This is a genomic window from Pedobacter sp. AK017 (genome assembly GCF_014200825.1).
In the GTDB taxonomy this organism is placed as follows: domain Bacteria; phylum Bacteroidota; class Bacteroidia; order Sphingobacteriales; family Sphingobacteriaceae; genus Pedobacter; species Pedobacter heparinus.
Genome location: NZ_JACHCW010000013.1, coordinates 42,944 through 63,424 on the forward strand (window position 1 = coordinate 42,944; position 20,481 = coordinate 63,424).

The 20,481-nt window shown below is 40.9% G+C and carries 17 protein-coding genes and 1 tRNA gene; 15 read left to right on the top strand and 3 right to left on the bottom strand.

The features are described 5' to 3' along the window. Positions 1–8: 8 nt before the first annotated feature. The 10 genes from HDC92_RS18000 (at position 9) to HDC92_RS18045 (ending at position 9,986) form a co-directional block, all read left to right on the top strand. Positions 9–923, top strand: a complete 915-nt coding sequence (locus tag HDC92_RS18000; protein ID WP_143715913.1) for a dihydrodipicolinate synthase family protein — start codon at positions 9–11, stop codon at positions 921–923. 9 nt (positions 924–932) lie between these two features. Continuing rightward, entirely contained in the window at positions 933–1,313 is a 381-nt protein-coding gene (locus HDC92_RS18005; protein WP_015809372.1) for a RidA family protein, read from the top strand. 3 nt (positions 1,314–1,316) lie between these two features. Next, a complete protein-coding gene (locus tag HDC92_RS18010) occupies positions 1,317–2,783 on the top strand; it encodes a M81 family metallopeptidase (protein WP_183876541.1) in 1,467 nt (488 codons plus the stop codon). A gap of 19 nt (positions 2,784–2,802) precedes the next feature. Beyond that, entirely contained in the window at positions 2,803–3,609 is an 807-nt protein-coding gene (locus HDC92_RS18015) for an SMP-30/gluconolactonase/LRE family protein (RefSeq protein ID WP_183876543.1), read from the top strand. A 66-nt stretch (positions 3,610–3,675) separates the two neighbouring features. Next, the gene (locus tag HDC92_RS18020) at positions 3,676–4,704 is read left to right on the top strand and encodes a hypothetical protein (protein ID WP_183876545.1); all 1,029 of its coding nucleotides are present in this window, start codon (positions 3,676–3,678) and stop codon (positions 4,702–4,704) included. Positions 4,705–4,714: 10 nt separating this feature from the next. Further along, entirely contained in the window at positions 4,715–5,656 is a 942-nt protein-coding gene (locus HDC92_RS18025) for an aldo/keto reductase (RefSeq protein ID WP_183876546.1), read from the top strand. A 12-nt stretch (positions 5,657–5,668) separates the two neighbouring features. After that, positions 5,669–6,457, top strand: a complete 789-nt coding sequence (locus HDC92_RS18030) for an SDR family oxidoreductase (protein ID WP_015809367.1) — start codon at positions 5,669–5,671, stop codon at positions 6,455–6,457. A 28-nt stretch (positions 6,458–6,485) separates the two neighbouring features. Further along, positions 6,486–7,754: a spinster family MFS transporter gene (locus HDC92_RS18035; protein WP_015809366.1), complete on the top strand. Its 1,269-nt coding sequence runs from the start codon at positions 6,486–6,488 to the stop codon at positions 7,752–7,754. 33 nt (positions 7,755–7,787) lie between these two features. Then, a complete protein-coding gene (locus HDC92_RS18040; protein ID WP_183876548.1) occupies positions 7,788–9,095 on the top strand; it encodes an aspartate aminotransferase family protein in 1,308 nt (435 codons plus the stop codon). Between the two features lie 12 nt (positions 9,096–9,107). Further along, complete coding sequence (locus tag HDC92_RS18045) at positions 9,108–9,986, top strand: aldo/keto reductase (RefSeq protein WP_183876550.1); 879 nt, start codon at positions 9,108–9,110, stop codon at positions 9,984–9,986. 283 nt (positions 9,987–10,269) lie between these two features. On the opposite strand, the gene HDC92_RS18050 is transcribed toward HDC92_RS18045, so the two are convergent. Beyond that, positions 10,270–10,343: transfer RNA gene (locus HDC92_RS18050), tRNA-Met, on the bottom strand. Positions 10,344–10,447: 104 nt separating this feature from the next. Here HDC92_RS18050 and HDC92_RS18055 point away from each other — a divergent pair. The 3 genes from HDC92_RS18055 (at position 10,448) to HDC92_RS18065 (ending at position 13,642) form a co-directional block, all read left to right on the top strand. After that, positions 10,448–10,828 (top strand): START-like domain-containing protein, encoded by a 381-nt coding sequence (locus HDC92_RS18055; protein ID WP_015809363.1) that lies wholly within the window; start codon positions 10,448–10,450, stop codon positions 10,826–10,828. Between the two features lie 30 nt (positions 10,829–10,858). After that, on the top strand, positions 10,859–12,301 hold the full coding sequence (locus HDC92_RS18060; RefSeq protein ID WP_015809362.1) for an LptF/LptG family permease: 1,443 nt from the start codon (positions 10,859–10,861) through the stop codon (positions 12,299–12,301). 129 nt (positions 12,302–12,430) lie between these two features. Beyond that, positions 12,431–13,642, top strand: coding sequence for a bifunctional 3,4-dihydroxy-2-butanone-4-phosphate synthase/GTP cyclohydrolase II (locus tag HDC92_RS18065; RefSeq protein WP_183876552.1), 1,212 nt, complete (start codon positions 12,431–12,433; stop codon positions 13,640–13,642). Here HDC92_RS18065 and HDC92_RS18070 read toward each other — a convergent pair whose 3' ends face one another. Further along, a complete protein-coding gene (locus HDC92_RS18070; RefSeq protein ID WP_183876554.1) occupies positions 13,643–18,043 on the bottom strand; it encodes a translocation/assembly module TamB domain-containing protein in 4,401 nt (1,466 codons plus the stop codon). A gap of 117 nt (positions 18,044–18,160) precedes the next feature. On the opposite strand from HDC92_RS18070, the gene tsaD reads away from it, so the two are divergent. Together tsaD and HDC92_RS18080 are read left to right on the top strand one after the other, a co-directional pair. Further along, positions 18,161–19,162: a tRNA (adenosine(37)-N6)-threonylcarbamoyltransferase complex transferase subunit TsaD gene (tsaD, locus tag HDC92_RS18075; RefSeq protein WP_015809359.1), complete on the top strand. Its 1,002-nt coding sequence runs from the start codon at positions 18,161–18,163 to the stop codon at positions 19,160–19,162. An 11-nt stretch (positions 19,163–19,173) separates the two neighbouring features. Further along, positions 19,174–19,395 (top strand): hypothetical protein, encoded by a 222-nt coding sequence (locus HDC92_RS18080; RefSeq protein WP_015809358.1) that lies wholly within the window; start codon positions 19,174–19,176, stop codon positions 19,393–19,395. Positions 19,396–19,450: 55 nt separating this feature from the next. On the opposite strand, the gene recA is transcribed toward HDC92_RS18080, so the two are convergent. Continuing rightward, positions 19,451–20,464, bottom strand: coding sequence for a recombinase RecA (gene recA, locus HDC92_RS18085; RefSeq protein WP_015809357.1), 1,014 nt, complete (start codon positions 20,462–20,464; stop codon positions 19,451–19,453). Between the last annotated feature and the right edge of the window lie 17 nt (positions 20,465–20,481).

A 20,481-nucleotide genomic window follows, 5' to 3' on the forward strand; every position in this document is an offset into this window, starting at 1 on the left:
AAAACACAATGATAAATCATGACAACAGTATTTTCGGAGGGGTATGGCCTGCGATGTTCAGTCCTGTAGATGCAGATGGGAAACTGGTTCCGGGGGAGCTTGAAAAGTTAATAGAAATGCTTATTGCAGAAGGGGTAGATGGACTTTATCTATTGGGCTCTACAGGCCAGGGCTTTCTTTTTAATGAGCAGCAAAGAAAAGAAATTGCGGCATTAGCGCTTGAAATCAACAATAAACGTCTACCTGTTATGGTTCAGGTAGGTGCATTGAGCACCGACGAATCGGTAAGGCTTGCAAAACATGCTGCTCAGCATGGAGCAGATGGCATTTCTTCGGTTGGCCCTATTTATTATGCTGCATCTGCTGCGATGGGTATTGCACATTACACAAAGATTGCGGGTGCTACTGATCTTCCCTTCTTTCCTTACCAGATTGGTAACGCCATTATGAATGACGAAATGGTTAAACAGCTGATGCAGATCCCGAATATCAGAGGTTTAAAGCTAACAACTGCCAATTTGCTTGATATCAGTTCTATTTACCATAAATCGGTTGGTACATGGAAACTCTTTAGTGGTGCGGACGAGTTGTTGTGCCAGGCGGCTATGTGCGGTACAGCTGGAGCAATCGGTACAACTTATAACCTGGCCGGAAGCACCTGTAAATATGTCAGGCAGGAGTTTTTAAATGGTAATGTTACTTTAGGGATAGCGTTTATGCTGTATTTGCAGAACCTGATTGAAAAGATAATTCCAGTGATATGGCCGTTTTTTAATAGGGCTATGCAACTTAAGTATGGCATTACCATCGGAGATCCAAAAGCACCATTGCTGGCCCCGGCATTGCCATGGAGCGATGATGAAATATTGGCCATGGTAAATGGCCTGGATGATTTTAAAAATAAAGTTAAACCTAATTTATAAAGCATTATCATGGAAAAAAAAGTGATCAGGGGGACTAACGTACCCCAAAGCTTCCTGCCTTTTTCGCCCGGTTTAAAGTGTGGTGATTTTGTGTTTATCTCAGGACAGGCTTCAGTAGATAAGGCTGGCAACATTGTTAAGGATTCCTTTGCTGCTGAATGCAGGAGGTCCTTTGAAAATCTGAGGCTCATTTTGCAGGCTGCGGGACTTGGATTTGAAGACGTTGTTCAGGTAAGGAACTATGTAGGTAAGGAAGAATACCTTGCAGAATTTAATGCCATTTATAAAGAATTTTTTGGCGAGCCTTATCCCGCAAGGACAACTTTAATTGGGTGTCTGGGTGAGTTGTTAAAGTTTGAAGTGGATGTGGTAGCCTACGATAAAAAGTAACAGATGAGATTAAAAGTAGCCGTGATGGGGATTACCCACGAATCCAATACGTTTGTAAAAGAGCCTACAACGCTTCGTCAGTTTAGAGAAGGACACTGGATGAAGGGCGAAGCTTTGCTGAATGAATACCGTGGTGCGTTTCATGAACTGGGTGGCATGATCGAAGTGCTGGAACAGGAAGGTATTGAGATTGTTCCGGTGATGTATGCGGAAGCAACACCAGGGGGTATAGTTTCGGCGGTTACTTACGAGATTTTGTTGCAGGAGTTGTTTACAGCATTGGATAGTGCGCTTCCGGTGGATGGATGCCTGGTGGTTCCGCATGGAGCCGGGGTATCCGAATCATTTCGGGATATGGATGGGCATTGGTTAAGCCTTGTCCGGGAAAAGTTGGGCGATGGCATTCCCATTATTGGAACGCTTGATCCACATGGTAATGTGAGTGATCAGATGATTGCATCAACCAATGCATTGGTTGCATATAAGACCAATCCGCACATCGACCAGCGGGAAACTGGGCGTTTGGCCGCAAAATTATTGGTAAGTACGCTGAAGAAAAAAATAAGACCCCTTCAGCACTTAATTCAGCTACCGATGGCCATAAGTATAGAGCAGCAGTTTACGGGCAAAGCGCCATGTAAAAGTTTATATGCTTTGGCTGATGTGCTTAGCCGGCAGCAAGGTATTTTGTCGATCAGTATTATGTTGGGCTTTCCTTATGCAGATGTGGAAGAAATGGGTTCTTCTATCATTGTGGTTACTGATGACGACGAACAGCTGGCCATAGGCACCGGTAAAACGCTCGAAGCTTATATGATGGTACATAAACAAGAATTTTTTGGGCTTAAACAAGATATAGAGGATTTATTGCCGAGGATTGAAAAGAGTGAAAAACCTGTTTTACTACTCGATATGGGAGATAATGTGGGAGGAGGAGCCCCAGGAAACAGCGCCTATTTGCTGAAAGCGCTGGAAGCTAGGGGTAAGATCAGATCATTTATATGTCTTTGTGATCCTACAGCAGTGCAGCTTGCAACCCGGCATGCTGTGGGAGATACTTTTGAGATGGTTACAGGAGATCATGAGGATTTAACAATGAACTATACCAGCCGGGTAAAATTACTTTATACTGGCGATGGAAGGTTTAAGGAAACTGTGCCCCGGCATGGGGGGCAGGTTAATTTTGATATGGGTAAAATTGCTCTCGTAGTTACATCCGCAGGAAATACAATAATGCTGACTTCCCTGCGTGTTCCTCCTTTTAGTTTGAAGCAATTGACCAGTTTTAACATAATGCCTGAGGAGTTTGATGTGCTTGTTGCCAAAGGGGTAAATGCGCCCATTGCCGCTTATGCTACAGTTTGCAAGACTTTGCTACAGGTTAATACACCGGGGGTTACCTGTGCAGATATGACCCGTTTTAATTATATGAACAGAAGGAGGCCTATATTTCCTTTTGAAGAGATTTGAAAAAAATAAAGATATAGAAATGGAGCGTATTAAAATTGCTGATTTACCTTTTTATACTGAGGGACCGGTTGTGGACAGACGTGGGGATTTTTATTGCACCACCCTTAACGGAGGATTGGTTTTGAAAGTGGATAACCGAAACAAATTTGTTGAATGGGCGAGATGTGCATGTCCGAATGGACAGTTTATTTTACCTGACGGTGATCATCTGATTTGTGACAGTGAGCTGAGCGCGGTGCTGAGGTTTAATGCAGCGGGAACTTTCTTAAGAAATGAAATTAAAGGTTTTTGCGCAGATGAACGTATTTTTACACCTAATGATCTGGTTGTAGATAGCGAAGGTAATTTATATTTTACTGATTCGGTAAGGCATACAGGTAAGGTCTTTTTTATTGGCATAGGGGGAGAACAAAAGGTCCTGATCGCTAATCTTGATTATCCCAATGGGTTGGTATTGTCGCATGATGAACGATACTTATATGTAGCAGAAAGCTACCGTAACAGAATTATAAAAATAAAACTGAAAATACCTGGTCTGGAAGATGGGGGGTATGAGGTTTTTGCGGATCTACCTGTACATGTTTCGGGAGATCCACAAAAAAACCTGCCAGACGGATTGGCTTTAGGGAAGAATGGCGAACTCCTGGTGGCGCATTACGGTATGCAGGCTGTTCAAATACTTTCGGCAAAAGGGCTTTTGGAGAGTTCCATCGAATCGGGCATGCCCTTAACCAGTAACGTTTGTTTTTTAAATGATAAAAGCCTGCTGGTAACCGGAGGATTTGATGAACCTGGCCCCGGAGGGTTGTTTAAAATACTTTTTTAACTTTTTTCACATGATCAATCGTCAATGAAACTGCTATCTATTTATTTATTCTTATTGGGAAATATAATGTTGACTACTATAAATTCAGAAGCCCAGGTTATGCCGGTGTTCAGTGAGCTTACATCTTTACCCGATTCCGAGGGCTATGCAGGAATGTTTGCCGGGGTTAGCAATGGAAGGTTATTTTGCCTTGGCGGTGCCAATTTTCCTGATAAACGGCCCTGGGAAGGTGGTAAAAAGAAGTGGTATGATGAAATCTACATGTTTCAGGAAGGCAAGGGCTGTGTAAAGCTGGCTGATAAACTACCATCTCCACTTGGTTATGGAATAACTGTCAGCTATAAAAATCAATTTATAATTGTGGGTGGTAACCATGCAGCAGGATTTTCGGACAAAGTATATGGGTATGAATGGACCGATGGCAGATTAAAAATGGTCCATTATCCGCAATTGCCTGTTCCCCTAGCCAATATGGCTGGAGCACTTGTTGGCCAGCTAATCATCCTTGCCGGGGGGAATAGCTCTGCTACAGGCAGGGCAGATAAACAGTGTTATGTGCTGGATCTTGAAGCGATTGACAGTGGATGGTCTGCATTGCCATCCTGGCCAGGAAGGGAACGGATGTTACCTCTATGTGCTGTGTATGGTGGTATGTTTTATTTGTTTGGCGGAGAAACTACTGGGACTAATTCCTTAAGTCAGCATTACCGGCTTATCCTGGATGATGCCTACAGCTTTAAACCAAAAAAGGTGGATGGAAGATGGACCGGGACCTGGACTACACTTTCTCGTATGCCTAAAGGGCTGTCAGCCGGTGGCAGTCCATTACCCGTATTGGAAAATGGTGACGTAGTGTTTTGGGGTGGTGTTGATGCGTTAACCTCTTTGCATACTGATCCGCTTTCACATCCTGGAATATCGGCCGATGTGCAGTTGTATAACCTTAATAGCGATACCTGGAAATATGCAGGTAAAAAACTGGGAATTGCTGCTCCTGTTACTTTGCCTGTTGTAAACTGGAACGGGCGATGGCTTTACATTAGCGGCGAAATAAAACCTGGGATAAGGACCAATAAAATTTATGAGTTGAAATAGAAGGATAGTTATGGAATATCAGGAATTAAGAGGTTATAAATTTTCGAAACTGGCTTTGGGGACGGTAGCGTTAGGCCTGGATTATGGCATATCTAACAATAAAGGTAAACCCGGAAAATCTGATAGTTCCGATATACTTGCTAAAGCTTTAAGCTTAGGGATTAATACTATAGATACAGCAAGGGATTATGGTGATGCAGAGCTGTTGATCGGTGATTTTTTAAAGCGTACAGCAAATACAGCTCAGGTGAACCTGGTTACAAAATTTAGAATTGGTAAAGAGAATTTGTTAAATCCGGATAAGGTAAGGGCCCAGGTATACGACAGTGTTAAGTCGTCATTACATTTCCTGGGGCTTGAGCGTATCCCGGTTTGCTTACTACATAAGACGATGGATGAGCCAATGGGCCAGGTAATGAGGGTATTGCCTGAAATTTTTGAAAGTTTGAAAGAGGATGGGCTTATTGACCTGGCAGGGATTTCGGTAAACCATCCGGATGAGGCGGAAGAATTCCTTCAGCACCCCGTGATGGATGCCATACAGGTGCCGGTAAATGTATTTGACCAGCGAATAGTTGTTAATGGACTGTTGGCACGTATGCAATTGAAAAAAAAGATTGTATTTGCACGTAGTGTATTTTTACAGGGATTGTTCTTTGTACCAAAAGAAAATTTAAAAGGCAAATTGGCTGCTGCGGGTCCCTATATAGATAAGCTTAAGGAACTTGCCTTGCAAGCGGATAGGAGTGTAGCAGAATTGGCTTTTTCTTATGTAAACGGACTGGAAGGGATTACCAGTATCGTATTTGGAGCAGTAAGTGCCAAACAGGTAGAGGAAAATGTTGAGCTTTTAAGGGCAATGCCTATTCCGGATGAGGTTAAAAAATCAATTAATGAATTATTTACAGATGTGCCAGAAGTGATGATTACACCAGGACTTTGGAGCAATTAAATCATAATTAAGATGAAAATATTTAAGCTGGATGGCAAAGTGGCCATCGTAACAGGTGGTGCGGGATTGTATGGGAAGCCTATTTCATTAGCACTGGCTGAAGCTGGCGCGTTGGTCCTTGTGGCTTCTCGCGATCTGGAAAAATGCGATGCCTATGCAATGACGCTTAGGCTACAAGGCTTAAAAGCGGAGGGAATGTTCCTGGATATGGCGGACGAACAAAGCATTCGGGATTTTACAAAAAAGATCATCGAAAGACATGGACAAATAGATATACTGGTAAACAATGCGGTATCCAGGGAGGGGTTTAAAGATTTAGAGGAGGTGAGCAAAACAGAATGGGAATGTTCGCAGCAAATCAACTCCACAGGACTAATGCTAATAACCCAAGCGGTGGTTTTGGAAATGAAAGCGCGGGGCTCTGGTAACATTATCAACATTGGCTCTATACAGGGAGTTGTGGGGCCAAACTTTGGAGTTTATGGCGATACAGGGATGACAAGTCCTTTAAACTACACCTATGATAAATGGGGAATGGTTGGTTTTACTAAATGGCTTGCAAATTTTTATGGCAAGTTTAATATCAGAGCCAATTGCATCAGTCCGGGGGGGTATGGCCCTGGGGTGGCGGAACTTATTGGACAAAACGAATTTGTAGAGAACTATAAGAAGCTGACCCCACTGGGGAGGTTTGCGGAAGATGATGACATCAAAGGCCCTGTCATTTTTCTGGCTTCAGAAGCCTCGGCGTATATAACAGGGCATAATTTGCTGGTAGACGGTGGTTGGACAAGTTGGTAGTGCTAATTTTTTTTTAAGTAATAAATACATGAATATAGCAACAGAAATAACAGGTAAGGAATCTAAATTGCCGTCAAGGGCATGGCTGGTTGTAGCGTTGTTATGCATAGTGGGATGTTTAAACTATCTGGATCGTACTGTTATTACGACCATGCGCTCGTCCATTATAGAAGATCTTCCCATGACTGATGCTCAGTTTGGGCTGTTAACATCCGTGTTTTTATGGGTATATGGTTTTGCAAGTCCGGTGGCGGGCTACCTGGCGGACAGGTTTAACAGGAGCCTGGTAATTATGCTGAGTTTGTTTGTGTGGTCGGCAGTAACCTGGCTTACTTCGCATGCCACAACTTTTGATCAGTTGCTGGCAACTAGAGCATTAATGGGAATCAGTGAAGCCTGTTATATTCCTGCTGCCCTGGCTTTAATTACGGATTACCACCGAGGGCCAACCAGGTCGCTGGCAACGGGTTTTCATATGGCAGGTATTATGATTGGCCAGAGTCTGGGGTTTTTGGGTGGCTGGATTGCTGAAAAGTATGCCTGGACCACTGCATTTACTATTTTAGGAGGTGCCGGAATCGTATATACGTTTGTTCTATTGTTCATCTTAAGAGATGTGCCAAAGAGCAGCGAGGTAATGTCAAAGCCGCTGGCAGCGATAAATACAAATGTTAGTTTCTTTCAGGGTATTAAGGCATTGTTTACAGGCAAAGCATTTAATATCCTGTTGGCTTACTGGAGTTTGCTTGGTGTGGTTAGCTGGAGTGTTATGGGCTGGCTTCCCACTTATTATAAGGAACATTTTGACCTGTCGCAGGCGCTTGCAGGTCTTTATGCCACTGGCTATCTGTATCCTGCTTCATTGGTGGGTGTATTGCTAGGTGGCTATCTGGCAGACAAATGGGCCAGAGTAAATCCCCGGGCACGAATTTATGTGCCGCTTATTGGTCTCTGTATATCCGCACCCTGTATTTTTTTTGCAAGCAGCACTACGGTATTGTCGCTCGCGATTTTATTCTTCGTGTTTTATGCGTTAACCAGGGCATTTTGCGACACCAATATGATGCCGATACTTTGTATGGTTGTGGACGATCGTTACCGCGCCACGGGTTACGGTATCTTTAATATGTTTAGCTGTATTGTTGGTGGTATAGGCTTATTTGCCGGAGGTGCCTTACGCGATTCGAATGTAAACCTGAGCAGTGTATATCAGTTTGCTGCCTTAACGATGCTGATATGCGCGGCTCTTTTGTTTATGGCGAGGCCAAAACAGATAAACTCAGGCGAAAATCAATAAAAACTTGACAACATAATTTGAAATTTTATATCAATGGAAAATAAGAAATATATCGAATCTGGCGCTTTATTAGCGAGGGCAAAAAAGGTATTGGCCGGAGGTGTTTCCTCAGAGTTCAGAAAGTATAATCATCCACATGCACTGTTCTATACCCATGGAAGGGGAGCTAAGGTTTATGATGTGGATGGGAACGAGTATCTTGATTTTACTTTAAGCCAGGGGCCACTCATTCTGGGACATTCCCATCCGGAAGTACTGCACGCGATAAATGATTATTCGGAGCTAGGGCAACTTTTTGCAGGGCAACACATTCGCGAGCTGGAATTGGCTGAAAAAATCCAGGAGCTCATTCCTTCCGCCGAGCTGATGAGGTTTTGTTTAGATGGTTCTGAAGCTGTTCAAACGGCATTTCGCGTGGCCAGAGCTAAAACAGGTAAACAAAAGTTTCTGCGTTTTGAGGGACATTATCATGGTTGGCTGGACAATGTAAGTTGGGGCATATCTGCCGGTCCTGATGGATTTTTAGGCATCAGGGAAAATCCAGAGGTATATCCCTGGTCTGAAGGCCTGCCAGCCCGTGCCCGGGAAGAATTTTTGATCATCCCCTGGAACGATCCTGAGTTATTGATCGCAACTGTTGAGCAACATCACCATGAACTGGCTGCAATTATTACCGAGCCGGTGATGTGTAATAATGGCTGTATCGTTGCAGATAATGGGTTTTTACAGTGTATGCGGGATCTTTGCGACAGATTTGGGATTGCGCTTATTTTTGATGAGGTGATCACTGGCTTTCGACTATCGCTAGGTGGTGCACAGCGTTATTTTAATATCAGTCCGGACCTGTCTATTTTTGCGAAAGCAATGGGGAGCGGTTATCCAATTAGTGTGGTGGCTGGAAAAAATGAATGGATGCGTTTAATTGCCGATTCACGCGTAATTCATGCTGGTACCATGAATTCGGGAAATGCCTCTATAGCAGCGGCATTGGCTACAATTCAGGTGCTGGAACGCGAAAATCCATATGAAAATATGTTTTTGCTGGGTGAGAGGTTAATGGAAGGCTTGTGTAAAGCGGCGAAAGATACAGGTAAGCAATTACTTGTCCAGGGACCTGGGCCTATGTTTAGCATTGCTTTTACGCAGTTGGATCAGATAAAGGATTATCGGGATACACTTCAATCTGATCGCTTAAAATTAGGAAAATTCATTTCTGGTATGCACAATGAGGGGGTAAGGATTATTGGTCGTGGGTTATGGTATATCAGTGCAGCACATCGGGAGGAGGATATAGAATTTGCATTGCATAAAGCTCAAAAAGTACTTAAGGAAATGCATTAATATTTTTTAAGGATGATTGGGGATAGAAGAGTTGATATTGGATTAGGCTGTGTAACTTTTGGGCGAGAAATCGATCGGCTGAGTGCTTTTAGTATGATGGATTATGCGCTGGGTAGAGGCATTAAACTTTTTGATACCGCTGCAGCTTATCATCATGGGGCATCTGAATCTATTATAGGCAGCTGGCTGGCTTCGCGGCAGCCAGACCAAAGCCAGGTGCGGGTGGCTACAAAAGTTTCACCACCTTACTCTGCTCAAAGTATTCTCAAGTCAATAGACGAAAGCCTTAATCGTTTAGAAAAGGATACCCTGGACATATTTTACCTCCACTCCTGGGATGGCTCTGTTAAAAATTTGGAGGTGTTAAGGACGCTTGATAAATGTGTAAAACAAGGGAAAGCAAATGCGCTTGGTGCCAGTAATTTTACTGCAGACCAGCTGGAAGAAGTGATTCAATTGCAGCAATTAAATGGCCTGATGTCATTTAAATATATTCAGAATAATCATAATCTTGCTGTTAGCGATTTAACTAAAAAGTTAATGGATGTTTGTAATGTAAATCAAATAGATATTGTTACATACAGTCCACTTGGCGCTGGTTTTCTTACTGGAAAATATACAAACAGCATGCCGGATGACTCTCGTTTCAGGGTAGTCCCCGGACATCAGAAAATATATTTTACTGATCAGGCATTAAAAAAATGTGAATGCCTTAGAAAAGTTTCTCTTCTTACTGGTTATAGTATGGAGCATATCGCTATGTCATGGGCTTTACATCAATCAGGAGTTAAATATGCTCTGGTAGGAGGACGATCGTGGGAACAACTTGAAAAGGCTTTTATTGCACAAGGGTTTTATGACAAGGATATTTTTCAGGCATTAGACACTTGATTTCACTGAAGATACTTTTACATCCCCATCAGTTCTTATAAATATCGTTAAATTTTTGCCCTTTTGTTTCTGCCATAATGTAGAGAATTTTATGAGGTATTGATAATATTATGTTTAAAGCCCGGCGTATTTGGAACAAGTTGTGTGGGGGTGCTCGGCAACTGTCTCATCTGTTTTCCGACTGCTGTAAATATTCTGAAAAGCTTTATTTGAGCATACGCGTAAGAGCTTCTAAAAGACCCTTAAAACAATAAAAGCCCACTTTTTAGTGAGCTTTTATCAGTAGCGGGGAGCAGGATCGAACTGCCGACCTCAGGGTTATGAATCCTGCGCTCTAACCATCTGAGCTACCCCGCCGGGAGGTCTTTTTTGTAAAGAGTTGCAAATATAGAATAAATTACTTTTCTTTAGAAACAAATGTTAAAAATAGTCTAAAAAATTCAGGATATAAGTGCTTAACGATGTCAGAAAAGAAAAAATTTACCTTAGAATATGAATTGAGATCGTCTCCACGTATTTTATTTAGCTTTATCAGTGAGCCCAATGGCTTATCGCAATGGTTTGCCGACGATGTAATTTTCCGTGATCAGGTATATACATTTACATGGGATGATGAAATACAAAAAGCAAAGTTGTTAAGCATAAAAGAAAATAAGCTGGTTAAATTTAAATGGGTTGATGATGAACCGCATTGTTATTTTGAAATGGAAATTGTTCAGGACGAACTGACCAATGATGTGGCACTGGCCATCACCGATTTTGCTACCGATGATACGCTTGCCGAACGTACACAAATCTGGGATAACCAGATCAACTATCTCCATAGTGTATTAGGTGCTTAAATTTTCGCTGGCTTTGCCTACATTTGTATATTGAAAAAGATTCATTTACTACTTGTCAAAGCATTTATAAGGCCCTTCTTCGTCACTTTTTTTATAGTGATGTTTATTTTATTAATGCTTTTTTTATTTAAGTACGTTGACGACTTGATTGGAAAGGGCTTTGAGTGGTACGTAATACTGGAATTGATGTATTATGCATCTGCTGCAAATGTTTCAATGGCACTTCCACTTTCAATATTATTATCTTCTATCATGACATTTGGCACGCTAGGAGAGAACTATGAGCTGGTCGCCATCAAATCGGCCGGGGTATCTTTACAAAAAGCCATGATGCCCCTGCTGGTACTCATTATTTTTCTGGCCATCAGTTCTTTTCTGTTTTCTGAATACATGTTGCCAAAAGCAAATCTAAAGTTTGGTTCTTTATTGTGGGATATCAGGAATAAAAAACTGTCTTTTTTAATTAAAGAGGGAGTCTTTAACAATAGCATCCCGGGATATTCCATTCGGGTAGACAAGAAGGGAAGTGATGGCATCTCTTTACACAATGTAATGATCTATGACCATACCAGCAACAACGGAATTGCAAAGATCATCATTGCCAAGAGTGGGAAGATGTCAAAAAATGATGATTATCTGCTGCTAACTTTACATGATGGAGTAAGATATGAGGAATCAAATGGTAAAAGTTCTTCCTATAACCCAAGACAGGAATTAACCAGGATGCGGTTTAAAGAAACTGACCAGAAGTTTGACATATCCAGTTTTAAGATGAACCGTACCGATGAAGAGGGTTTTAGAGGGAATACGCAAATGCTTAACCTAAAGGGGCTCACAAAAAAGAAGGATTCACTAACTCGGGAACTGGATAGTGTAAACAAGTTTGCTGCGTTAAATCTGAGCAGTTATTACAAACAGAATAATTATACCAAAGGCTATACAAAAGTTAAAATCAAAGCAAAAAAAATTGAAGGAACTGTATTGAACACGATCCCTAAAGCTCAACGCCTAACCGTTCTTCAAAATGCCCTGGATCAGGCAAATTCTATTTTGCAAACTACATCAGGCCGACTTCAGGACCATGCAGACCGTGTAAGGAACATTATAAAGGTAGAGATTGAATTCCAGAAGAAGTTTACCCTGGCGGCTTCGTGTTTGTTGCTATTCTTTATTGGGGCACCGCTAGGGGCCATTATTAGAAAAGGGGGACTGGGTTTGCCTGTTGTAATGGCCATTGTATTTTTCCTTTTTTACCATATTATTGCTACAGTTTCAGAGAAGTCGGCAACCCAGGGCTCACTAACCCCCTTTTTCGGAATGTGGCTTGCATTTATTATTTTATCTCCTTTGGGTGCATTTTTAACCTATAAAGCAACCGTAGATTCGGCCTTATTTGATGTAAATTATTTTAAGCAGCTCATTATCAATTTCTTTAAAAAGAATAAGTCAAAAGTGTCTGCGGAAAAGGTTTAAGCAGGTATAATTTATTCATTACTTATTTATGATATTTAAGACATAAAATTGTCTTTGAAGGTTGTAACTTTGTATTGTAATTTAAATGAACCTTCAAATCGGTGATTTGAAGGTTGATATACTCATAAAATGGAAATTAAACTTGATGCAATAGAAGATGCTATTGCGGATATAAAAGCAGGGAAGGTTATTATTGTTGTCGACGATGAAGACCGCGAAAACGAAGGAGACTTTTTAACCGCCGCAGAGAATGCGACGCCAGAGGTAATTAACTTTATGGCTACCTATGGCCGTGGATTAATATGTGCACCGCTAACTGAGCAAAGATGCGATGAACTGGGTTTAGAATCTATGGTTGGGAAAAATACTGCTGCCTATGAAACAAATTTTACGGTATCCGTCGATTTGCTTGGTCATGGTTGTACAACCGGAATTTCAGCATCTGACAGATCAAAAACTATACTTGCACTGATCGATCCTAAAATAGATCCTTCAGAACTGGGCAGACCAGGACATATTTTTCCGTTAAGGGCAAAAGATGGGGGCGTTTTAAGACGCGCTGGCCATACAGAAGCTTCTACTGACCTGGCCAGACTGGCAGGAATGAAAGAGGCAGGAGTGCTGGTAGAAATATTAAAAGAAGATGGGGAAATGGCCAGGCTTCCGGATCTGATTAAGATTGCAGAAAGACATCAGCTTAAAATCATATCCATAAAGGACCTTATTGCCTACAGACTGAGCAAAGAGAGCTTGATTAAGGAAGAAGTTACGATTAATTTGCCAACTCAGTGGGGCGATTTCAAGATGACAGCTTATACACAGATAGACAACTATGCAACTCACCTGGCTATCAGTAAGGGAACATGGGCTGCCGATGAGCCTGTACTGGCCAGAGTGCACAGTTCCTGCGTTACAGGAGATATTTTTGGATCATGCCGCTGCGATTGCGGTCCGCAACTGCACAAAGCTTTGGAAATGATCGATAAAGAAGGCAAAGGGGTAGTGGTTTACATGAACCAGGAGGGCCGGGGAATTGGCCTGATCAATAAATTGCGTTCTTATAATCTTCAGGATGCGGGTTTTGATACCGTTGAAGCCAATATTAAACTAGGATTTAAAGGAGATGAACGGGATTATGGTGTTGGGGCTCAGATATTAAGGGCGCAGGGGGTAACCAAAATGCGCTTAATGTCTAATAACCCTACAAAACGGGCAGGTTTAATTGGTTATGGTCTGGAGATTGTGGAGAACATTCCTATTGAAATAGAGAGCAATGTCCACAATGAGCTTTACTTAAAAACAAAGCGGGATAAGATGGGCCATCAGATTATGAAAGGCTAATTATTTCCTTTTAGGATTTTTCTGATTATTTATTATACCCTCCTTATTTTGGGGAGGCTGGACGGCAGAAGGTTTTTTTTCCTCTTCTGCCGTCTTTTTTTCAAGTTCCAGTTTCTTTTGTTTTTCTTCCCTGCGCAGTTTTCCGGAGATTTTTTGAACAAATTCCCTGAAGCTGTCAAATTGCTGGGTATAGATCAGACCCAAAGAGGTTACATTGGTGTTTTGTATGCCGGTGTTGAAAATGCTTTGCTGTGTTGGAGGTTTATTGGCCAGCTTACCTACCAGTGTACCATCTTTCTTGATCAGTGCCAGCACCTCAACTTCACTACCTACATTGTCTCTTGAAAAACCAATTGGCGACAGATCGTTGGTGCTGTTCTTATCTACAATCCCTGCATTTAAAACAATCCTGTCCTGAAAAAACCTGAAGGATGCATTGGCCTCGCTCAACGAACGGATGTTGATGTCTACGAAATCCAGGTTCAGTGAGGAAAGTACATTGTTAAACTGGTTAAACAGTAATTCTGTTGCCGTACTGGCTACTCCGGATTTTAACTGTTTGCCTAGGTCTTCTTTTCCACTTCCGGGCGCAAAACTACGTCTGATAATCAGACTTAAGGCCTGCAGGTTCCGGTTGTTATCATCATTAAAATACGTCTGCATTTCTTCTTTAATAGCAGGATTGGAAGGAAAAAAAACATCCAGTTTAATGTCAGGTTTTAATAGCAGGCCGGTAAGGCCCATTTCAACCTCAGTAAGCACCCTTTGATTGGCGTTACTGCTTTCTCTGTTGGCAGCCGCATAAAGATCGCTGGTGCTCGCCCTGAGTGCATAAATAGCTTTTAAGTTGATCTGCGCAGCAGAGGGGTTTCCTGTCCACCTGATTGTTCCCCCCTGTCGGATGGTAAACTTCTTATTAATGACTTCCTGAGCTGTAAAATCAAAACTGCCACTTTCAATGATATAGTCGCCCGACATTTCAAAATCGCCGAAGCTATTGATTTTAAGGGCCAGGTTTTTTGAATAACCTTTACCACTCAGGTTACCCAATGTTGTAAAAATATTTGCAGTACTATTGGCATCTACATTTAGTTTTAAGCTCATGGTCAGGCCATCAAAACTGGTCTGTTTTTTTACATAGCTGGCAGTGTCTTTACTTATAAAAGTGATAAAGTCTTTACTTGAAACAGTTTCAGAGCTATTTAAGGGTAAATTAAATACAGTTCCCTTTTCTGTTTTAGCATCAATGTCAATAAACATTTTATTTGTCGGACCTTTAAATTTAAAAGTACCAGTGGCATAAGCTTCTCCGAAATAGAGGGAATTATCTTTCTCGGTCGTGTTTAAGGCCATGAAATTGGTGGCATTTACAACAACATCAAGCGTAGGGTTATTGATGTCATTTAAATCCACTGTTCCATTTGCTATCGCTTCATTATTATCTGTATCCAACAATTTGAGGTCGTTAATGTCAATCACACTATTGTTAACCCCAACCTCATCAGAAATTGTATATCTTGTTTTAAGGTAATTGATGGTCATGGCAGCCTCATCCAGTGTAAGGCTTCCTTTAATTGATGGTTTGTCAAAAGGACCGGTCACAGTCAGATCAGAGGAGACATGACCTTTCAGATCTGATACCAGGTTATTAATGAAGGGCTCAAAAACAGCAAGCTCACTTTTATCCAGCCTTACTTTCAGGTCAATTTCCTTTTTTTCAAGGTCCAGATTTCCGGTGGCCCTTAAAGTTTCTCTGTCTGTAGTCACAATTTTGGTGTATATATTGGCTGTATTTTTAGCCTTGTCATACGATGACGTGTCTGTCAAGGTCCCGATGTAAGTGTCATTAAAAACCAGAGAATCGATTTTAAGGTTATCATGAATTTCGGGCGATTTAAGAATGTTGGCTAGTTTTGTTTCACCGTTTACATTTCCGCTCAATTTTAGTCCAAGTGTTTTCACAAAAGGATTTAATGTAGTCAGGCTAAAATCTTTAAAACCTACCAGTAGCAGATCTTTAGGGTCACTTGACAGTGTTCCATCCAAAGTAAGCAGCTGCCGGCCATTGTTAAGGTCAAAATTGCTGATCTCCGTTTTTCCTTCATGAAAATTTATCCTCACTTTTTCCTGGATTTTCCATTCTTCGTTGTTGACAACCAAAATAGAAGGAAGTATACTTATGCGTGCAGTTGTATCACTGGCAAATTCAATCAGTCCATTTAAATCCAGTTGGTTAACATCATCCTCGTTAGAAAGCTTAACGTTTAAGGAGAGGCTGTCATTCCGCAATATATTGGAGATGTTTACATTTTTAATATGCAGACTGTCGTTCAGGTCAACCCTGTCTGAGGTAAAAATGGCCTGCAGCTGATTCGTACTTGTATTTTCGTCAATAATGATGTTGTTTACAACTATCCCTTTATACTTAAGTTTTTTGATAAAACCATTTAAAGTGGCAGTATTGTTTGGAGAATCGAAATTGCCGGTCAATATGGCCTGATCTTCAATTTCCAGTCCGGGTACCAGTAATTCGGCAATAGGTTCAAATCTTTTTATAACGAGGTTAAACTGAAATATCTGATCCCCATACTTTACAATATCAGCTTTTAAAGATGGGATATACTTTTTAGCCAATGCTTTATAATAGGATGGGATAGTATTTAAGTCGTACTGACCTTTAATGCTGGCATCAAATATATCGGATTTTATGGTTAAACTGCGTTCTTTGCCCAGTCCACTAGCCTGCAGCTCTACAGAATCTATGTTGTAAATCCCTTTAACATTATCTAATCTTATTTCCTGTAGCCTCAGATTTCCCTGTATGTTGTTCAGATTGTTACCAGAAAAGTTGGTACTGAATACAGCATCAATTTTTAAAGAATCCTTATATAATTTGAGTGCCCTTAATTTGGCATTTTTTATAGTTGCTTTAAAGTTGAACACTGGAAGTTTTGGGTTCAGGTTAACACCGCCATCAAAAGCAAGCTGAACATTTTTATCGTTAATGGTGAGTCTTCCATCAAAATATTTCTTGTCGAAAGTGCCATCTATTTTAACGTTTCTATATCTGTAGCTGTTAAAATCAATATAATCGATATCTCCATTTAGTTTTTCAGAAAGACTGTTGACCTCTGTACCCCGGCCTTTTACATATAAAGAGGCCGAGAGCCTGCCCAGTGTTTTTTCGTCTATCAGCGTACCGATGTCAAAATCGTAAGTTTTAACATTTCCTGTATAAGAAGGGATTCCCTTCCTGTCTATTTTCATGTTTACGTCAGACACCAATCTGCCAAGGCGGGTTTTGAATTCGCCATAAGCAATAAAATCGTTTTTAAAGCCTGTAAAAGATCCATTGAAATTGATGTTTCCAAATTTATTGACCACTTTTGGGACAACGGTTCCATTTTTGCCGGTAATACTGGATACGATCTCATCCAGGTCTGTTTTATTTGTGCCGGCCATCTCTATCTTCAGGTCCATAAAAGTTTCCTTGATATAAGGCAGCCCCTTTAACATAAAATCGCCCTTAATATAGGTAGCTTTTCCGGCCTTAACAGCCAGTTTTTTTGCCCTTAAATTATTAACCAAACCGGTAATTCGGCCATCTATATCAATATCCAGGTTCATCTGGTCTAGTTCGGAAGTAAAAAAAGAGACATCACGGGATGAAATGTGACTATCTACAAAATTGGCATTCATCCTTACCTTATTGATATAATCATCAAAATCTGCAAAGCGTTTAAAGCGCATCTGAAAATAATCAGACAGCCGGCTTTTGTTGGTTACCAGCAACAGTTTCTTTAGTTCAATGCTATTGGTATCAATGGTGGTAAATGCCGTGAGGTTTTTTAAATAGAAACCGCTTTTTTCTTTAAAGGTAAGATCCTTTATGTTGGTTTGCAGGATATGATCTTTTGTATTTAGCTTCTCGAAAATTCCATTCAGATTACTGAGGGCTACATCGTCAAAGTTTATACCTTTCATAGCGGTATCCTTTTGTCTGTAGTTTTTATACTTAAAACCAAAGTTGTTCAGGATAATCCTGTCGAAGGAAATCTGGTAAGGCTTTTTTTTCTTTTTTACAGTGGGTGGGCCCGAATCAAAATAGTCAATAATGAAATCAAGGTTGGTAGACCTGTCTTTATATGATTTCAGGTAGAAAGTGCCGTTATTAATTTGTATTGTATTAACGGCGATGATACGGTTTTTTAAAGAAAACCGGTTCATGTCGACCAGAAATTTTGGTGTGTTGAGTATAGTATCCTTTTGCTGATCAAGAACCAGCAGGTCCTCAATCACAACAGATTTGAAAGGTTTGATGTAAATGCCACTTAAGGAGATGGTTGTATTCAGTTCTTTTGACAAATAAGCTGCAGCTTTTTTAGCCACGTAGGTCTGCACAGGTCTGAACTGAAGGGCAAAAAGAATGACCGCAACAAGTAATATTACCGATGCAACAAGCCAAAGCAGTATTTGTAATAGTTTTTTAATAGTTTTGTAGCTTAATTATAAATAACCGTGTCTGTAATACTTGCTATAGAATCTTCTTGCGATGAAACTTCAGTTGCTATATGTAACAACGGCAAAATTACTGCCAATGTTATTGCAAACCAAACAATTCATGAAAATTATGGTGGCGTAATACCTGAACTTGCATCAAGGGTACATCAACAAAATATCGTTCCGGTTATACAACAGGCATTAACTGATGCTAAAGTAAGCAAAAAGGAATTAAGTGCCGTTGCATTTACCAGGGGACCAGGTCTTTTGGGGTCATTGCTGGTTGGTGTTTCATTTGCCAAATCATTTGCTTTGGCGCTTGATTTGCCCTTAATAGCCGTTAACCACATGCATGCACACATTCTGGCACATTTTATTGATGATCCCAAACCTGCATTTCCTTTTTTATGCCTTACGGTTTCGGGAGGGCATACCCAGATTGTATTGATTAGGAGTTATTTTGACATGGAGATCGTGGGGGAAACTCTTGATGATGCTGCTGGCGAGGCTTTTGACAAGACTGCCAAAATCCTGAATCTTCCTTATCCGGGCGGACCACTGATAGATAAACATGCAAAAGAAGGAAATCCGCTGGCCTTTAAGTTCCCTGAACCTCAGATAAAAGATTTAAATTACAGTTTTAGTGGCTTAAAGACTGCTATCTTGTATTTTATCAGGGCGCAGGAAAAAGAAAATCCTGATTTTATTGCCGGCAATTTAAATGATATCTGCGCATCTGTACAACATAGTATTGTTGATATTTTGCTCAATAAATTAAAAAAGGCGGCCCAGCAATATGGAATAAAAGAAATTGCAATAGCCGGTGGGGTTTCGGCAAACAGTGGCCTGCGACATGCACTTCAAAAAATGGCGGGACAGCAGGGTTGGAATGTTTATATCCCCGCATTTCAGTATTGCACAGATAATGCTGCCATGATTGCCATTGCAGGATATCATAAATATTTAAACGGTGATTTTGTTGGCCAGGATGTGGCTCCACTTTCACGAATGGAATTTTAAAATAAGAGATTATGAATGCAGCTAGCTATGTTTTTTTTGGATTACTGTTAATCCCATTGATAGTTTTTTTAGGTTGGTTGATCAAAAAGGATAAAAAAAAGAATTATATAGGCCTCTTTGTGCTGATTGCAATGGCTGTGATTGCGTTGATTGCTATTCTGAAATATGACAGTAAGTTTATGGAAACAGGGGCGGGTAGCACATTAAAATCGCAGCCACCGAGTTACAGGTAATAAAAAGGCTGATGTTTTTTATACCATCAGCCTTTTTATGCTAGGCAATCGATGTTTAAACTTTTTCTTCCAGTTTTTCTCCGGTTACTTCAGCACGTATTTTTGCTTCAATTTCTTCAGACAATTCCGGGTTATCCATTAACAGTTGTTTTACGGCATCTCTACCTTGTCCAAGCTTAGTATCACCGTAAGAGAACCATGAACCTGCTTTTTTGATGATGTTAAAATCAACACCCAGGTCGATGATCTCACCCGTTTTAGAGATTCCCTCACCAAACATAATGTCAAATTCAGCAATACGGAAAGGGGGGGCAACTTTATTTTTTACAATTTTCACTTTTACCCTGTTCCCGGAAACTTCATCAGAATCTTTGATCTGGGAAGTCCTGCGGATATCGAGACGTACTGAGGCATAGAATTTCAAGGCATTACCACCGGTTGTAGTCTCAGGATTACCAAACATTACCCCAATTTTTTCACGCAGCTGGTTGATGAAAATACAGCAACATCCGGTTTTAGAAATGGTTCCTGTTAATTTACGTAAGGCTTGAGACATCAGGCGCGCATGTAAGCCCATTTTAGAATCACCCATTTCGCCTTCAATCTCTGCTTTTGGTACCAATGCGGCTACAGAGTCGATCACGATTACATCAATCGCACCAGAGCGGATCAGGTTATCTGCAATTTCCAGGGCCTGTTCGCCATTGTCCGGCTGAGAGATCAGCAGGTTGTCTACATCGACACCCAATTTTTTGGCATAGCCTTTATCAAAAGCATGTTCCGCATCCACAATTGCAGCTATACCACCTTTTTTCTGTGCTTCAGCTATAATGTGTGTAGCTAAGGTCGTTTTACCTGAAGATTCAGGCCCGTATATCTCAATAATCCTTCCTTTTGGTACACCCCCAATGCCCAAAGCAATGTCAAGGCTGATAGATCCGGTAGAAATGGATTCAATAGGCTCTACAGCATTATCCCCAAGTTTCATCACAGTACCTTTACCGTATGATTTTTCTAACTTATCTAAAGTAAGTTGTAGTGCTTTTAATTTGTCTGCGTTTGTGCTCATAGTATTATAATTCTTGT

What these genes read in the sequence shown, in the direction of transcription:
- HDC92_RS18030 (WP_015809367.1), top strand. Translation starts at nt 5,669, where the DNA reads ATGAAAATATTTAAGCTGGATGGCAAAGTGGCCATCGTAACAGGTGGT.
- HDC92_RS18055 (WP_015809363.1), top strand. Translation starts at nt 10,448, where the DNA reads ATGTCAGAAAAGAAAAAATTTACCTTAGAATATGAATTGAGATCGTCT.
- HDC92_RS18000 (WP_143715913.1), top strand. Translation starts at nt 9, where the DNA reads ATGATAAATCATGACAACAGTATTTTCGGAGGGGTATGGCCTGCGATG.
- HDC92_RS18065 (WP_183876552.1), top strand. Translation starts at nt 12,431, where the DNA reads ATGGAAATTAAACTTGATGCAATAGAAGATGCTATTGCGGATATAAAA.
- recA (WP_015809357.1), bottom strand. Translation starts at nt 20,464, where the DNA reads ATGAGCACAAACGCAGACAAATTAAAAGCACTACAACTTACTTTAGAT.
- HDC92_RS18005 (WP_015809372.1), top strand. Translation starts at nt 933, where the DNA reads ATGGAAAAAAAAGTGATCAGGGGGACTAACGTACCCCAAAGCTTCCTG.
- HDC92_RS18035 (WP_015809366.1), top strand. Translation starts at nt 6,486, where the DNA reads ATGAATATAGCAACAGAAATAACAGGTAAGGAATCTAAATTGCCGTCA.
- HDC92_RS18025 (WP_183876546.1), top strand. Translation starts at nt 4,715, where the DNA reads ATGGAATATCAGGAATTAAGAGGTTATAAATTTTCGAAACTGGCTTTG.
- HDC92_RS18010 (WP_183876541.1), top strand. Translation starts at nt 1,317, where the DNA reads ATGAGATTAAAAGTAGCCGTGATGGGGATTACCCACGAATCCAATACG.
- HDC92_RS18080 (WP_015809358.1), top strand. Translation starts at nt 19,174, where the DNA reads ATGAATGCAGCTAGCTATGTTTTTTTTGGATTACTGTTAATCCCATTG.
- HDC92_RS18015 (WP_183876543.1), top strand. Translation starts at nt 2,803, where the DNA reads ATGGAGCGTATTAAAATTGCTGATTTACCTTTTTATACTGAGGGACCG.
- HDC92_RS18045 (WP_183876550.1), top strand. Translation starts at nt 9,108, where the DNA reads ATGATTGGGGATAGAAGAGTTGATATTGGATTAGGCTGTGTAACTTTT.
- HDC92_RS18020 (WP_183876545.1), top strand. Translation starts at nt 3,676, where the DNA reads ATGTTGACTACTATAAATTCAGAAGCCCAGGTTATGCCGGTGTTCAGT.
- HDC92_RS18040 (WP_183876548.1), top strand. Translation starts at nt 7,788, where the DNA reads ATGGAAAATAAGAAATATATCGAATCTGGCGCTTTATTAGCGAGGGCA.